Annotated in this window: 16 protein-coding genes; 6 read left to right on the top strand and 10 right to left on the bottom strand. The window is 65.7% G+C overall.

All coding sequences use genetic code 11. The features are described 5' to 3' along the window. Nucleotides 1-131 precede the first annotated feature (131 nt). Complete coding sequence (locus AC3A6J_RS05510) at nucleotides 132-707, top strand: hypothetical protein (RefSeq protein ID WP_487858903.1); 576 nt, start codon at nucleotides 132-134, stop codon at nucleotides 705-707. Here AC3A6J_RS05510 and AC3A6J_RS05515 read toward each other — a convergent pair. Continuing rightward, complete coding sequence (locus AC3A6J_RS05515) at nucleotides 701-1,546, bottom strand: metal-dependent hydrolase (RefSeq protein ID WP_487858904.1); 846 nt, start codon at nucleotides 1,544-1,546, stop codon at nucleotides 701-703. The two genes, AC3A6J_RS05510 and AC3A6J_RS05515, sit on opposite strands and share 7 nt — an antisense overlap. A gap of 106 nt (nucleotides 1,547-1,652) precedes the next feature. Between AC3A6J_RS05515 and AC3A6J_RS05520 the strand changes: the two genes are divergently transcribed. After that, nucleotides 1,653-2,282 (top strand): TetR/AcrR family transcriptional regulator, encoded by a 630-nt coding sequence (locus AC3A6J_RS05520; protein WP_487858905.1) that lies wholly within the window; start codon nucleotides 1,653-1,655, stop codon nucleotides 2,280-2,282. 22 nt (nucleotides 2,283-2,304) lie between these two features. On the opposite strand, the gene AC3A6J_RS05525 is transcribed toward AC3A6J_RS05520, so the two are convergent. Further along, on the bottom strand, nucleotides 2,305-2,673 hold the full coding sequence (locus AC3A6J_RS05525; protein ID WP_487858906.1) for a nuclear transport factor 2 family protein: 369 nt from the start codon (nucleotides 2,671-2,673) through the stop codon (nucleotides 2,305-2,307). Then, entirely contained in the window at nucleotides 2,673-4,739 is a 2,067-nt protein-coding gene (locus tag AC3A6J_RS05530) for a sodium-translocating pyrophosphatase (protein WP_487858907.1), read from the bottom strand. The genes AC3A6J_RS05525 and AC3A6J_RS05530 overlap by 1 nt, the downstream gene beginning before the upstream one ends. Before the next feature lie 257 nt (nucleotides 4,740-4,996). On the opposite strand from AC3A6J_RS05530, the gene ppa reads away from it, so the two are divergent. Then, nucleotides 4,997-5,524, top strand: coding sequence for an inorganic diphosphatase (gene ppa / locus AC3A6J_RS05535; protein WP_487858908.1), 528 nt, complete (start codon nucleotides 4,997-4,999; stop codon nucleotides 5,522-5,524). Nucleotides 5,525-5,554: 30 nt separating this feature from the next. Here the strand turns inward: ppa and AC3A6J_RS05540 are convergent, their stop codons facing one another. Further along, nucleotides 5,555-6,712: a GNAT family N-acetyltransferase gene (locus tag AC3A6J_RS05540; RefSeq protein WP_487858909.1), complete on the bottom strand. Its 1,158-nt coding sequence runs from the start codon at nucleotides 6,710-6,712 to the stop codon at nucleotides 5,555-5,557. Between the two features lie 76 nt (nucleotides 6,713-6,788). On the opposite strand from AC3A6J_RS05540, the gene AC3A6J_RS05545 reads away from it, so the two are divergent. Beyond that, the gene (locus AC3A6J_RS05545) at nucleotides 6,789-7,127 is read left to right on the top strand and encodes a P-II family nitrogen regulator (protein WP_487858910.1); all 339 of its coding nucleotides are present in this window, start codon (nucleotides 6,789-6,791) and stop codon (nucleotides 7,125-7,127) included. Nucleotides 7,128-7,154: 27 nt separating this feature from the next. Here AC3A6J_RS05545 and AC3A6J_RS05550 read toward each other — a convergent pair whose 3' ends face one another. Genes AC3A6J_RS05550 through AC3A6J_RS05575 form a run of 6 tightly spaced genes read right to left on the bottom strand, consistent with a single transcriptional unit; the run spans nucleotide 7,155 to nucleotide 10,589 of the window. Beyond that, nucleotides 7,155-7,748: an LOG family protein gene (locus AC3A6J_RS05550; RefSeq protein ID WP_487858911.1), complete on the bottom strand. Its 594-nt coding sequence runs from the start codon at nucleotides 7,746-7,748 to the stop codon at nucleotides 7,155-7,157. 31 nt (nucleotides 7,749-7,779) lie between these two features. Continuing rightward, nucleotides 7,780-8,193: a diacylglycerol kinase gene (locus AC3A6J_RS05555; RefSeq protein WP_487858912.1), complete on the bottom strand. Its 414-nt coding sequence runs from the start codon at nucleotides 8,191-8,193 to the stop codon at nucleotides 7,780-7,782. Next, on the bottom strand, nucleotides 8,190-8,759 hold the full coding sequence (locus AC3A6J_RS05560; protein WP_487858913.1) for an RDD family protein: 570 nt from the start codon (nucleotides 8,757-8,759) through the stop codon (nucleotides 8,190-8,192). Before AC3A6J_RS05560 ends, AC3A6J_RS05555 begins: the two co-directional genes overlap by 4 nt. Before the next feature lie 14 nt (nucleotides 8,760-8,773). Continuing rightward, complete coding sequence (locus AC3A6J_RS05565) at nucleotides 8,774-9,583, bottom strand: DUF3106 domain-containing protein (protein WP_487858914.1); 810 nt, start codon at nucleotides 9,581-9,583, stop codon at nucleotides 8,774-8,776. Nucleotides 9,584-9,603: 20 nt separating this feature from the next. Then, nucleotides 9,604-10,026 carry a DUF3619 family protein gene (locus AC3A6J_RS05570; protein WP_487858915.1) on the bottom strand — a complete coding sequence of 141 codons (423 nt, stop codon included), beginning with the start codon at nucleotides 10,024-10,026 and terminating at the stop codon, nucleotides 9,604-9,606. Continuing rightward, nucleotides 10,023-10,589: an RNA polymerase sigma factor gene (locus AC3A6J_RS05575; protein ID WP_487858916.1), complete on the bottom strand. Its 567-nt coding sequence runs from the start codon at nucleotides 10,587-10,589 to the stop codon at nucleotides 10,023-10,025. The genes AC3A6J_RS05570 and AC3A6J_RS05575 overlap by 4 nt, the downstream gene beginning before the upstream one ends. A gap of 283 nt (nucleotides 10,590-10,872) precedes the next feature. On the opposite strand from AC3A6J_RS05575, the gene AC3A6J_RS05580 reads away from it, so the two are divergent. Both AC3A6J_RS05580 and ilvN read left to right on the top strand, forming a co-directional pair. After that, the gene (locus tag AC3A6J_RS05580) at nucleotides 10,873-12,657 is read left to right on the top strand and encodes an acetolactate synthase 3 catalytic subunit (RefSeq protein ID WP_487858917.1); all 1,785 of its coding nucleotides are present in this window, start codon (nucleotides 10,873-10,875) and stop codon (nucleotides 12,655-12,657) included. Between the two features lie 104 nt (nucleotides 12,658-12,761). After that, complete coding sequence (gene ilvN / locus AC3A6J_RS05585) at nucleotides 12,762-13,253, top strand: acetolactate synthase small subunit (protein WP_012747479.1); 492 nt, start codon at nucleotides 12,762-12,764, stop codon at nucleotides 13,251-13,253. Nucleotides 13,254-13,291 lie beyond the last annotated feature (38 nt).

Consider the following 13,291-nt stretch of genomic DNA (forward strand, 5'->3'; position numbering starts at 1 on the left):
GTGTTGGATATACAGTTAGACACAATTGATGCATTTCATTGCATCCATCAAAAGTTCTAACTCAACGACGGTCATGATTCTGGAATCGAGTCGAGGGCGCATTGCGCCATCCGACGCGCAAAGGACCTGCAATGAATAAATCGCGCCATGTGGTCATGCAGGTCGTCCGACGTTCGTCGGGCAGCGCAACGCACCATGTCGAATTCGCCATGGACGACATCTTCGCCGAGCGCCTGCGGCAATTGCGTTCGCTCGTTCCGCCGCTGGGCAGCCTCAACAGGCAGCGTGACCTGGTGATCGACAAGGTGCGGGTGCGGCTGCCCAACGCGGTGTGGCGCAGCGGGCGCGAGATCGACCAGGGGGTCGAGGGCTCCTGCATCGTCATTTCGTCCGAAGGCGCGTTCAATTGCGGTGGCAAGGACCGCCAGACGCGCGAAAAGCTCGTGACCTACAACTTCTCGATTTCGCGTTTGATCGAATTGCATGCCGAGCGTCCTGAGGGCGAAACGCTCTACATCCGCGACGGAACCTTCGCGAACGACGAGCCGGCCGAATCGGCCGCGGGGGGCTGGGTGGCGTCGCTGCACGAACTCGAAGCTGTGATGCGGGTGCCGGATGCCCCTTCGGACTTCGACACGTTGCACGACCTGGGCCTGCGCCCCGAGCAGAGCGCGGACACCCCCACGCGCGGCGCCATCTTCTACTGAACTACAGCCGCCGCGCCGGCGGCAGCGCCGACTGGCGTGTACTGCGCGCGGTTGTCCTCGAGCCAGCGCGCCGCGAGGCTGCTGTCCTGCTGCGCCGGGTGGAAATCAGGGCGGAAGTAGCTGCGCCAGGCGCGCCAGTTGCTGCGCAGCAGCCCGCCCCGGCCGAGCAGCACGCGCGCCGCGCTCTTCCAGGTCGCCCATTTCCAGAGTTGCCCCTCATGGCGCAGGTTGTCGACCGTCTGGCGCAGCAGGTCGCCGAGAAACATCACCGTCACGCGGCGGAACCAGCGCGTGCGCCAGGCATCGGAGCCGGCCGCGGCCTGGTAGATGTCGAAGGCGACCGTCTTGTGCTCGAGCTCTTCGGCGCTGTGCCACAGCCACATGGTGCGCAGGCGGGGCTCGGCGCCGTCCAGCACCTCGGGATGGACCAGCAGCCATTCGGCGAACATGGCCGTGAAATGCTCGGTCGCGGCGGTCACGGCCAGTGCGTGGCGGGGATCGGCACCTTCCATCAGCGCCAGCCGCCGGTTGGCACGCTCGGTCCAGCGGTCCACCAGGCCCTGGTTCTGCAGGTGCCCGTTGAAAAGCGCGTGGATGCGCCGGTGCGTGGCCTCCTGCCCGATGAAGCCGCGCACTTCTTCGCGGTGCTTGTCCTGCAGATCGGGTGGCAGTGCTGCGACAGCGTCCCGTACCGCATCGATGAAGAACTGCTCGCCGAAGGGGAAGCTCATCGACAGCGCGTTGAAGAAGGCGGTGGAGAATGCATCGCCGCCGCACCAGTTGCGGCCGAACGGCGTCTGCAGGTCGATCAGGAGGCGGCGAACGACGAGTGCGGTCATGAAACCATCCTTGGAAAATAAGTTGGTACATGTGCGTACCAATAGTCTATGGTGCCGGCGATAGCTGGTACCGTCAAGTACCAATGCGTAGGAAAATGTGCAATCCATGAGCAGCATCGCATTTGAAGAAGCGTCTCCGGCGGTCCCAGACAGTGAGTCGGGGCACTATGGCCGCTTGCTCGAAGGCATGGCGCGCGCAGTGGCGGCCAAGGGCTATGCGGACACGACCATCGCCGACATCGTCCGGGAGGCTGCGGTTTCCCGGCGCACCTTCTACGAGCACTTCACGACCAAGGCCGAATGCCTGGTGGCGCTCTACGAGGCGGCGAGCAAGCTCGCTCTGCGGGCGGTCAGCGAAGCCTTCGATCCGGCGCAGCCCTGGCACGCGCAGGTGGAGCGCGCGATCACGGCGTATTTCCAATACCTCGCGCAGGACCCACTGCTGCTGCGCACGCTGTTCGTCGAGATCCTGGGCCTCGGCATGCCCGGCCTGGCAGCCAGGCGTCGCGTCAATGCCGAGATCGCGCGCTTCATCCAGGACGCGATCAACGGCAGCGGTGGCGCCAAAGGCGGGCCGGCCGCGCACCTGACGGGCGAGATGGCCATGACGGTCGTCGGCGGCATCAATGAACTGGTGCTCCAGGCGATCGAAGAGGACCGCGTGGGCGACCTCGAGCGACTGGTGCAGCCGGCCACGCGCCTGGTGCGGGCGGTGGCGGCGGAGAGCGCGCGCTGAACGGCGCGGCGCGGCGGCAGGCTCAGGTCGGCTGGCGCTGCGCCGGGTCGTAGAAGAACTGCTCCTCGGCGATGCGCTCGCCGTCCCAGCGCTGCCAGGCGAGCTCTTCCATGCGCATGGTCTTGCCGTTCTTGAAGTGGAACTCGAACACCCAGCGGATCACCACGTGGTCGCCATTCACGAACACGGGCCGCACGCAGGTCGAGGCCACCGACGCGGTGCGGTCGAGCACCGCCTGCTCGTGGGCGACGAGCGTGCCGCGGCCGCGCCGGGGCTCGGCCTGGTTCTCGCGCATGGTCGCGTCTTCGGTGTAGTAGTCCTCTATCGCCTGTGCATGGGCGCCGCCCTGCACAGCGGCGATGAAGGACTCGAGCCGTTCTGGCGTAGGCATCAGCTGTGGAACTTGACCACCAGCGGCACGATCAGCAGCGCGACGATGTTGATGATCTTGATCAGCGGGTTCACCGCGGGGCCGGCGGTGTCCTTGTAGGGGTCGCCCACGGTGTCGCCGGTGACCGCCGCCTTGTGTGCCTCGGAGCCCTTGCCGCCGTGGTGGCCGTCCTCGATGTACTTCTTGGCGTTGTCCCATGCGCCGCCGCCCGTGCACATCGAGATCGCGACGAAGAGGCCGGTGACGATGGTGCCCATCAGCAGGCCGCCCAGCGCCTTCGGTCCGAGCAGCAGGCCGACCAGGATCGGCACCACCACCGGCAGCAGCGAGGGGATCATCATCTCCTTGATCGCCGCGCCGGTCAGCATGCTCACGGCCTTGCCGTATTCGGGCTTGCCGGTGCCTTCCATGATGCCGGGGATGTCGCGGAACTGGCGCCGCACCTCTTCGACCACTGCGCCGGCTGCACGGCCGACCGCTTCCATCGCCATGGCGCCGAACAGGTACGGGATCAGGCCGCCGATGAAGAGGCCGACGATCACCATCGGGTCGCTCAGGTTGAAGCTGATGTTGAGCCCGAAGCTCTCGAGCTTGTGCGTGTAGTCGGCAAAGAGCACCAGCGAGGCGAGGCCCGCCGAGCCGATCGCATAGCCCTTGGTCACCGCCTTGGTGGTGTTGCCGACGGCATCAAGGGGATCGGTCACGGCGCGCACGCTGTCGGGCAGGTCGCTCATCTCGGCGATCCCGCCGGCGTTGTCGGTGATCGGGCCGTAGGCGTCGAGCGCGACCACGATGCCGGCCATGCTCAGCATGGCGGTCGCGGCCACTGCGATGCCGTACAGGCCGGCGAGCCAGTACGAGGCCATGATGGCCACGCAGACGCAGATCACCGGCCACGCGGTCGAGCGCATCGAGACACCGAGGCCCGCGATGATGTTGGTGCCGTGCCCGGTGGTGGAGGCCTGCGCGATGTGCCGCACCGGCTTGTACTGGGTGCCGGTGTAGTACTCGGTGATCCATACCAGCGCGGCCGTGAGCGCCAGGCCCACGAAGCAGGCGCCGAACAGCTTGAGTTGGCTGCCGGTCGGAGCCACGGCATTGTCGGGAATCAGCCAGGCCGTGACGAACCAGAACGCGATCAGCGACAGGATGCCCGCGACCGCCAGGCCCTTGTAGAGCGCCGGCATCACGTTCGTCATGCCCGGCGAGGCCTTGACGAAGAAGCAGCCGATGATCGAGGCGATGATCGACACGCCGCCCAGCGCCAGCGGATAGAGCACTGCGTTGACCGGCGCGGCGACGATCATCAGCGAACCCAGCACCATGGTGGCGATGAGCGTGACCGCATAGGTCTCGAACAGGTCGGCCGCCATGCCGGCGCAGTCGCCCACGTTGTCGCCCACGTTGTCGGCGATCACGGCCGGGTTGCGCGGATCGTCCTCGGGGATGCCCGCCTCGACCTTGCCCACCAGATCGGCGCCGACGTCGGCGCCCTTGGTGAAGATGCCGCCGCCGAGCCGCGCGAAGATCGAGATCAGCGAGGAGCCGAAGGCGAAGCCGATCAGCGGGTTCAACAGGACCGAGAGGTTGCGGTCGGGCGTGAGGTTGCCGTTGCCGGCCAGGAACCAGTAGAAGACCGAGACGCCCAAGAGCCCCAGCCCGACCACCAGCATGCCGGTGATCGCGCCGCCGCGGAACGCGACGTCGAGCGCCGGGCCGATGCCCTGGGTGGCCGCCTGCGCGGTGCGCACGTTGGCGCGCACCGAGACGTTCATGCCGATGAAGCCGCAGGCGCCCGAGAGCACGGCGCCGACCACGAAGCCAACGGCCGTGGTCACGTCGAGGAACAGGCCGATGAGGATGGCCAGCACCACGCCGACCACCGAGATGGCGGTGTACTGCTTGGCGAGGTAGGCCGAGGCGCCGGCCTGGATGGCGGCCGCGATCTCCTGCATTCGGGCATTGCCCGGGTCCTTGGCGAGGATCCAACTTCGGGCCCAGAAACCGTAGCCCACGGCCACGAGGCCGCAGACGATGGCGAGGATGAGGGGGGCGTTGCCGATCATGCTTAGCTTCTCCATTCGTTCGTTGTGACTTGTGGAGACGGAAAGCGCAGGCCCGGGCGTGCGTGCAACGCGTACGGGACTGAGTTTTCCGCCGCGTTGCTTCCTCGAAGCTCGCTGCACCTGAGTGCGGAGCCGATTGGCCAACGACGGCAATTTACAGGCAAAAGCGCAAACGTGTGCGACCGGTCCGTGACGCGGAAAGTAAACTTCGGGTTTGTCCCCATCCCTCAGATACTTTCCAACTACTCGACAACGACATGGCCTTCGACAAAGTTTCCCCCGGCAAGAATGTTCCCGATGACTTCAACGTCGTGATCGAGATCCCCATGAACGCCGACCCGATCAAGTACGAGGTCGACAAGGAGTCGGGCGCGATCTTCGTCGACCGTTTCATGACGACCGCCATGTACTACCCGGCCAACTACGGCTACGTGCCGCAGACGCTGTCGGGCGACGGCGACCCGGTCGACGTGCTGGTGATCGCGCCATACCCGCTACTGCCCGGCGTGGTCGTGCCGTGCCGCCCGCTCGGCATCCTCCTCATGGAGGACGAGGCCGGCGTCGACGGCAAGGTGCTTGCCGTGCCGACCGACAAGGTGCTGCCGATCTACAGCCACTGGAAGTCGGTCGACGACGTGAACCCGATGCGCCTGAAGGCCATCAGCCACTTCTTCGAGCACTACAAGGACCTCGAAGTGGGCAAGTGGGTCAAGGTGATCGGATGGGAAGGCATCGACGCCGCCCGCAAGGAAATCGTCGACGGCATCGCCAGCTACAAGAAGTAGCCGCAGGCGCTCCCGCGAGGCCGCGCCGTTTCAGGCGGCCTTGAACGGACTGCGCTCGCCCAGGTGGTCCATGTAGTTGTCGATGCCTTCGCCTTCGCGCTCGAGAAAGCGCTCGACCGCATCGGCAAACGACGGATGGGCGAGCCAGTGCGCGCTGGTGGTCTTCACGGGCATGAGGGCGCGGGCCATCTTGTGCTCGCCCTGGGCACCGCCCTCGAAACGGCGCACGCCGTGTTCGATGCACCACTGCAGCGGCTGGTAGTAGCACGCCTCGAAGTGCAGACAGTCGACGCGTTCGAGCGCACCCCAGTAACGGCCGTAGGCCACCGTGGCCGCGCCATCCGACTGTGTGGCCAGCGCGATCAGGCTCGACGCGATCGGCCGTCCCTCGCGTTCGGCCACGAACAGCAGCCAGGCGCCGGGCATGGTGTCGGCCATGCGCTGGAAGAAGTCGCGCGTCAGGTAGGGCGGATTGCCGTGCTCGCGGTAGGTGCGCGCGTAGCAGCGGTAGAAGAAATCCCAATCGGCCGGCGCGATGTCGGCGCCGCGTGACCAGCGGAAGGTCACGCCCGCGTCTGCGACCTTGCGCCGCTCCTGGCGGATCTTCTTGCGCTTGTCATGCGACAGGCTCGCGAGAAAAGCATCGAAGCCCGCATAGGCCGCGTTGGTCCAGTGGAACTGCACCGTGTTGCGCAGCATCAGGCCCGCCTCGGTGCACGCGGCAATGTCGGCGGCGGCACCGAACAGCAGGTGCAGCGACGAGAGCCCCTCCTGCTTGCACCATGCGACGAGCGCCTGCACCAGCAAGGCACGGCTCGGCGCATCGCGCGCGAGGAGGCGGGCGCCGGGCACCGGCGTGAACGGTACCGCCACCACCGCCTTGGGATAGTAGGCCAGCCCATGCTGCTCGTAGGCGTTGGCCCAGGCCCAGTCGAACACGTATTCGCCGTAGGAATGCGCCTTGACGTAGACCGGGCAGGCCGCCATCAGCGCCTTGCCGCGCCAGAGGGTCACGAAGCGCGGCGACCAGCCGCTTTGGGGCGAGGCGCTGTCGCTCTCGTGGAGGGCTGCGAGGTATTCGTGGCGCATGAAGGGCGACGGATCGTCCTGGCTGGCGAGCAGTGCGTTCCACTCGGTCGGGCTCAGGTCCGACGGCGTCCCCAGCACCCGAATGACATAATCGTTCAAGCGTTTTTTCTTCCTTGCGTATGACGCGTTACCCTATCACCAGCCAGTTCAACGAAACCGCCGGAGCGCAGAAACCATGAAGCAGATCACCGCCATCGTCAAACCCTTCAAGCTGGAGGACGTGCGCGAGGCTTTGGCCGAAGTCGGTGTCACCGGCCTCACGGTGACCGAGGTGAAGGGTTTCGGCCGCCAGAAAGGCCACACCGAGCTCTACCGCGGTGCGGAGTATGTGGTCGATTTCCTGCCCAAGATGAAGGTCGAGGTCGTCGTGAACGAAGGCGACGTGGAGCGCTGCATCGAAGCCATCGTCAGCTCGGCGCGCACCGGCAAGATCGGCGACGGCAAGATCTTCGTCACGGACGTGGAGCGCATCGTGCGCATCCGCACCGGCGAAGAAAACGAAAACGCCGTCTGACCGCCTGCCCGCCGGCCGGCGCCTCGCTCAGAGGTTTTCCGCCAGGCGGTCGTCGCGCGGGTGCAGCGGCACTTCGGCGCGCAGCGCCGTCAGCAGTTGGGCGGCGTCGGTGCCGGTGCGGATGAGTTCCATCTGCCATTCGCCCATGAAGCCTTCGCGCACGCTGTGCGCCAGAAAGCCCAGCAGGCCGTCGTAGTAGCCCGCGGTGTTGAGAATGCCCGTGGGCTTGTCGTGGTAGCCGAGCTGGCGCCAGGTCCAGATCTCGAACAGTTCCTCGAAGGTGCCGATGCCGCCGGGCAGCGCGATGAAAGCGTCGGCGCGTTCGCCCATCATCGCCTTGCGCTCATGCATGGTGTCGACCACATGCAGCTCGTCGCAGAGCGTGTTGGCCAGTTCCCTGTCGACCAGCGCCTTGGGGATGATGCCGACGACGCGGCCGCCGGCATCGCGGGTGGCTTCGGCCACGGTGCCCATGAGGCCGGTTCGTCCGCCGCCGTAGACCAGTTGGCCGCCGTGGCGGCCGATCCATTGGCCGACGGCTTGCGCCGCTTTCGAGAACTCGGGCCGCTCGCCGGGGCGCGAGCCGCAATACACACAGATCGAAAATTCAGGGGTCGTCATCGCACCATCATGCCTCGGACAGCGGGCGCTTTCATGACGCGAAGCGCTGCCACAGCGCGGCCAGCCAGATCGCCCCGCAGAGCGTGAGCGACAGCAGCACCGCGGCGCTGCCCATGTCCTTGGCGCGCTTGGAGAGGTCGTGCCATTCGGGTCCGATGCGGTCGATCGCGGCCTCGACCGCGGTGTTGAGCAGCTCGACGATCATCACCAGGATGGCGCTGCCCGCGAGCAGCGCCACCTCGACCCAGCTGCGGCCGAGCCAGAACGAGGCGGGAATCATGACGATCGCCATGATGGCCTCTTGCCGGAAGGCCGGCTCGCTCCAGCCCGCCCGCAGCCCGTGCAGCGAGATCAGCGTCGCATGCCACACGCGTTCGAAGCCTTTGCGGGCTTTCTGCGGGTTGACGGCGGGGTCGGGAAGCTTGGATTCGGGCAAGGCACTCATCGGCGGGGGAGGGGCTTGGAAGTGACGAGCCGCGTGCCGGCCCAGGCGTCGTGCCAGAACTGGCGTTCGGGATGGAAGCGCGCCAGCAGGGCCCAGACGGCGACCCATCCGAAGAGCAGGACCATCGTCTCGGCCGCAGGAACGCCCAGGAGCGGATGCAAGGTCAGTGGCGGTAGCAGCCAAATCCAGCTCAGCAGGTAGCGCACGAAGGCGCGCAACTGCGTCACCGAACGGCCTTGCTTGTCGACGATCCGAATGTTCCAAGTCTTCATGCCAAGCGTCTGCCCCTTGGACCAGAACCAGACGAAATAGACGCCAAAGACCACGAAAAGATAGGCCAGCAGCAGCGGGCGGCGCGTCTCATCCATGGCGTTGCGCATCTGGCTCAGCGCGCTGAAAAGCCAACCAGCCATCATCGCCACAGCGAACAGCAGCATGCCCTCATAGAGCCAGCATGCCATTCGCCGCCACAGGCCGGGCACTTTCGAAAGAGGAGCGCTGGACGAAGGATCTGCGGAGGATGAGGAGGGATTCGATTCCGAAGTTTCGGAAGAATTTGGAGCCATCGAAGCCTTGGGATTCAGGGAGGCGAAGGCTGCTCGACGGCGGAGCCTGCGGGAGTGGACGATGAAGGCACGAGCACTTGCGCCTCGGCCGGGATGGGTTGGGAGGCTGCGCTGCGGCCTTCGGAAGAGGGTGGGGCCAGGACGGCCGCCGCCGGCATTGCGACCGGCGCGGGCGAAGACGGCGGCGCCAGCAGGATGCGCGGCGTGTGCTGTCCCGTGGGCGTGACGGCCGGCACCACGACGAGCTTCTGGGCCGGAACCGGCCGCACCGGGATCGCGGCACCACGCGGCCTGGCCGGCGCGCGTTCGGCGAGCCGGCGTTTCTCGTCTTCGCTCAGCGCCTGGTACTGCTCCCACTTGGCCTTGCGCTCGTCGGCCGGCACGCGCTTCACTTCGGCGAAGTTGAGTCGCGCCTGGGCGCGCTGCCGGTTGCTCAACGCGGTCCATTCGATCATGCGGCTGTGCAGCGTGGTCTGGTCATCGGCCGACATCTTCGCGTAATTGCGTGACAAAGCGAGCCACTTGCGCTTGTGCCCGGCATTCAGTGCGTGCCAATGCGAGGCAAGCGGCTGAAGGGCCTCCTGCTGTTCGGCCGTGAGCTCGCTCCAGGCGGGGCGGGTGGTCTGCGCCGTTTTTGCGGTGGCTACCGACGCGCCCTGCGTGGTGTCCCGTCCCCGGCTGGACGATCCGTCCAACGGCTGGCCGCCAGCCGACGTCAGCCCGAAGACAGCGATGGCGAGCACGCCCGCCCAAACGCCCGCGCCCGTCTTGTGCGGGCGCAGGGTGCTGGGCGCAGGGGCGCGGAAGGCAAGGGGACGTCGCATGCGGGTTTCGGGGAGGTCGGTCAGTCGGAGCCGCCACCTGACTTGAGGAACTGGGCAAAGCCGGGGTCCGTGTAGGCCGCCGGGGGAAGGTCGTCGGTCAGCAGGGCGGAATCGACCTCCGCGAGTTCGCTCGCACGGTCCTCGTCCTGCATCGCACTGATGGCGATCAGGCCCGCGACGAGCGCGACCAGAGGCACCACCGAGCCGATGCGGGTCCACCAGCCGCCGCCCATCGTGGCCACATGGCCCGACTGCATGACTGCGGGAGAGGTGCGCAACTGCGGCGCCTGCTTGCGCGCCGCCACGGCTTGCGCCCGCGCCACGCGCAGTCGCTCGCCGATGTCGTGCGGCAGTTCGTGGTTGCCCTCGGACAGGCGTGCAGCCACAAGCCGGCCGAAGCTGTCTTCGGCGGCGACGGAAGAGTTTGGAACTTTGGTGTTCATAGCGAAATTCCCTTGGCTTTGAGCGCTTTGCTCAAGGCGTGCACGGCGCGCGAACAGTGGGTCTTGACGCTGCCCTCGGAGCAGCCCATTGCAGCCGCCGTTTCCGCCACGTCCATTTCTTCCCAGTAACGCATCAGGAAAGCCTCTCGTTGACGGCCCGGCAAAGCCGCGATCTCCTGCTCGATCTCGCGGAAGATCTGCGCGCGCCGGGTCGTGTCCTCGGCACTTTCCGTCTCTCTGGAGTCGGTCGGGGAGACGAAGTTCTCCAGCAGGTCGAAATCGCCGTCCTCGCCGGCGGCCTCGAAGTCGCCGAGGTTGGAAAACAGCGCGCGGCGGGTCTTCTGCCGGCGGAACCAGTCGAGCGTGCAATTGGAAAGAATCCGCTGGAACAGCATCGGCAGCTCCTGCGGCGGCTTGTCGCCGTAGTGATGCGCCAGTTTCATCATGCTGTCCTGCACGATGTCGAGTGCCGCCTCCTCGTCCCGCACGTGATAGACCGAGCGCTTGAAAGCACGTCGTTCGACGCTCTTCAGGAAGTCGGAAAGTTCTTGTTCAGTGGCCAAGCGAGAGGGGACGCCGCAGGCGCCGCATGGGGAATGGGGTGTCTGGAAGCGCTTGTGTTTTTTCTGCGCGAATTATGCCTTCGCATGTTTTTCGTCCGCCGGCTCCGGCGAGGGCGGCAGCATCGATGTCATAATCCGCATTGCAATTCAAACGGCAAACGGGTCACGGTCCGGCGGAAAATCAGTCCGCCCATGGCTTTGGCCTCAAGTCCTGGCGCGGCCTCACAAGGGCTGGCAAGGGGCACCCAAGGTATTTCGTTCCCGAAATAGACAAAGGTTCATCATGGAAATCTCCAAGGCGGAAATTCTCTCCGCAGCCGCCGCGTCCTCCGGCGCCGGCAACGCACCGCAAGAACTCATGGGCGCTGAAGTGCTGGTTAACGCACTGCAGGCCGAAGGCGTTCAGTACGTCTGGGGTTACCCCGGCGGCGCCGTTCTCTACATCTACGACGCGTTCTACAAGCAGGACACGATCCAGCACGTGCTGGTGCGCCACGAGCAGGCCGCCGTCCATGCCGCCGACGGCTATGCGCGCGCCACGGGCGACGTGGGCGTGGCGCTGGTCACCTCGGGCCCGGGCCTGACCAATGCGGTCACCGGCATCGCCACCGCCTACATGGACTCGATCCCGATGGTGATCATCTCGGGGCAGGTGCCGACCGCGGCCATCGGCCTCGACGCCTTCCAGGAATGCGACACCGTGGGCATCACGCGGCCGATCGTGAAGCACAACTTCCTCGTCAAGGACCCGAAGGACCTCGCGCTGACGATGAAGAAGGCCTTCCATATCGCACGCAGCGGCCGGCCCGGCCCGGTGGTGGTGGACGTGCCGAAGGACGTTTCCTTCAAGAAAGTGGTCTACACCGGCTATCCCGACAAGGTCGAGATGCGTTCGTACAACCCCGTGCGCAAGGGCCACGGCGGCCAGATCCGCAAGGCGCTACAGCTGCTCTTGAACGCCAAACGCCCGTATATCTACACGGGTGGCGGCGTGCTGCTGGGCAACGCCTGCAACGAGCTTCGTACGCTGGTCGACATGCTCGGCTACCCGGTTACCAACACGCTGATGGGCCTGGGCGCCTATCCCGCGAGCGACCGCAAGTTCCTGGGCATGCTGGGCATGCACGGCACCATCGAAGCCAACAACGCGATGCAGAACTGCGACGTGCTGCTCGCCGTGGGCGCGCGCTTCGACGACCGCGTGATCGGCAACCCGAAGCACTTCGCGCAGAACGAGCGCAAGATCATCCACGTCGACATCGATCCGTCGAGCATCTCCAAGCGCGTGAAGGTCGACATCCCGATCGTCGGCGACGTGAAGGACGTGCTCACCGAGCTGATCTCGATGATCCGCGAAAGCACCACCAAACCCGATGCCGGCGCGCTGGCCGACTGGTGGAAGACCATCGAGGCCTGGCGCGACCGCGACTGCCTCAAGTACGACCGCAACAACAAGGACGTGATCAAGCCGCAGTTCGTCGTCGAGACGCTGTGGAACATGACCAAGGACGCGGACACCTACATCACGTCCGACGTGGGCCAGCACCAGATGTGGGCCGCACAGTACTACCGCTTCGACGAGCCGCGCCGCTGGATCAATTCGGGCGGCCTGGGCACGATGGGTGTGGGCATTCCGTACGCCATGGGCATCAAGCTCGCGAAGCCCGATTCGGAAGTGTTCACCATCACCGGGGAGGGCTCGGTGCAGATGTGCATCCAGGAGCTTTCCACCTGCCTGCAGTACAACACGCCGATCAAGATCTGCTCGCTCAACAACCGCTACCTGGGCATGGTGCGCCAGTGGCAGGAGATCGAATACTCCAGCCGCTACAGCCACAGCTACATGGATGCGCTGCCCAATTTCGTGAAGCTCGCCGAGGCCTATGGCCACGTCGGCATGCTGATCGAGCGTCCACAAGACGTGGAGCCGGCGCTGCGCGAGGCGCGCAAGCTCAAGGACCGCACGGTGTTCATGGATTTCCGCACCGACCCCACCGAGAACGTGTTCCCGATGGTCAAGGCCGGCATGGGCATCACCGAGATGCTGTTGGGCTCCGAAGATCTCTGATCCTCGGCGCATTCGCTTAACTTTTTACTGACGAATCTATTGTCCGTCGAGCCCGCGCATTACCGTGCGCGGGGGAGGGCGGCGAGAAGAGGAGTCACGCAAACATGAAACACATCATTGCAGTGCTGCTGGAAAACGAGCCCGGTGCTCTTTCCCGCGTGGTGGGCCTGTTCTCGGCCCGTGGCTACAACATCGAATCGCTGACCGTCGCACCCACCGAGGATGCGAGCCTGTCGCGCATGACCATCGTCACCGCCGGCTCCGACGACGTGATCGAGCAGATCACCAAGCACCTCAACCGCCTGATCGAAGTGGTCAAGGTTGTCGACCTGACCGAAGGCGCCTACACCGAGCGCGAGCTCATGATGGTGAAGGTGCGTGCGGTGGGCAAGGAGCGCGAGGAGATGATGCGCATGGCCGAGATCTTCCGCGGCCGCATCATCGACGTGACCGACAAGAGCTACACGATCGAGCTCACCGGCGACCACGGCAAGAACGACGCCTTCCTGGAGGCGATCGACCGCAGCGCTATCCTCGAGACCGTTCGCACCGGCGCGAGCGGCATCGGGCGCGGCGAGCGCATCCTGCGGGTCTGACCCATGGCAAAACGGAGCTCGGTCGCTGCCCGTTCGGG

The sequence above is a fragment of the Variovorax sp. Soil_C_39 genome (assembly GCF_057656815.1).

Coding starts and splice junctions, on each gene's coding strand:
- AC3A6J_RS05550 (WP_487858911.1), bottom strand. CDS start 7,748: ATGACGACCCCTGAATTTTCGATCTGTGTGTATTGCGGCTCGCGCCCC.
- AC3A6J_RS05565 (WP_487858914.1), bottom strand. CDS start 9,583: ATGCGACGTCCCCTTGCCTTCCGCGCCCCTGCGCCCAGCACCCTGCGC.
- AC3A6J_RS05520 (WP_487858905.1), top strand. CDS start 1,653: ATGAGCAGCATCGCATTTGAAGAAGCGTCTCCGGCGGTCCCAGACAGT.
- ppa (WP_487858908.1), top strand. CDS start 4,997: ATGGCCTTCGACAAAGTTTCCCCCGGCAAGAATGTTCCCGATGACTTC.
- AC3A6J_RS05545 (WP_487858910.1), top strand. CDS start 6,789: ATGAAGCAGATCACCGCCATCGTCAAACCCTTCAAGCTGGAGGACGTG.
- AC3A6J_RS05515 (WP_487858904.1), bottom strand. CDS start 1,546: ATGACCGCACTCGTCGTTCGCCGCCTCCTGATCGACCTGCAGACGCCG.
- AC3A6J_RS05580 (WP_487858917.1), top strand. CDS start 10,873: ATGGAAATCTCCAAGGCGGAAATTCTCTCCGCAGCCGCCGCGTCCTCC.
- AC3A6J_RS05570 (WP_487858915.1), bottom strand. CDS start 10,026: ATGAACACCAAAGTTCCAAACTCTTCCGTCGCCGCCGAAGACAGCTTC.
- AC3A6J_RS05510 (WP_487858903.1), top strand. CDS start 132: ATGAATAAATCGCGCCATGTGGTCATGCAGGTCGTCCGACGTTCGTCG.
- AC3A6J_RS05560 (WP_487858913.1), bottom strand. CDS start 8,759: ATGGCTCCAAATTCTTCCGAAACTTCGGAATCGAATCCCTCCTCATCC.
- AC3A6J_RS05555 (WP_487858912.1), bottom strand. CDS start 8,193: ATGAGTGCCTTGCCCGAATCCAAGCTTCCCGACCCCGCCGTCAACCCG.
- AC3A6J_RS05530 (WP_487858907.1), bottom strand. CDS start 4,739: ATGATCGGCAACGCCCCCCTCATCCTCGCCATCGTCTGCGGCCTCGTG.
- AC3A6J_RS05525 (WP_487858906.1), bottom strand. CDS start 2,673: ATGCCTACGCCAGAACGGCTCGAGTCCTTCATCGCCGCTGTGCAGGGC.
- ilvN (WP_012747479.1), top strand. CDS start 12,762: ATGAAACACATCATTGCAGTGCTGCTGGAAAACGAGCCCGGTGCTCTT.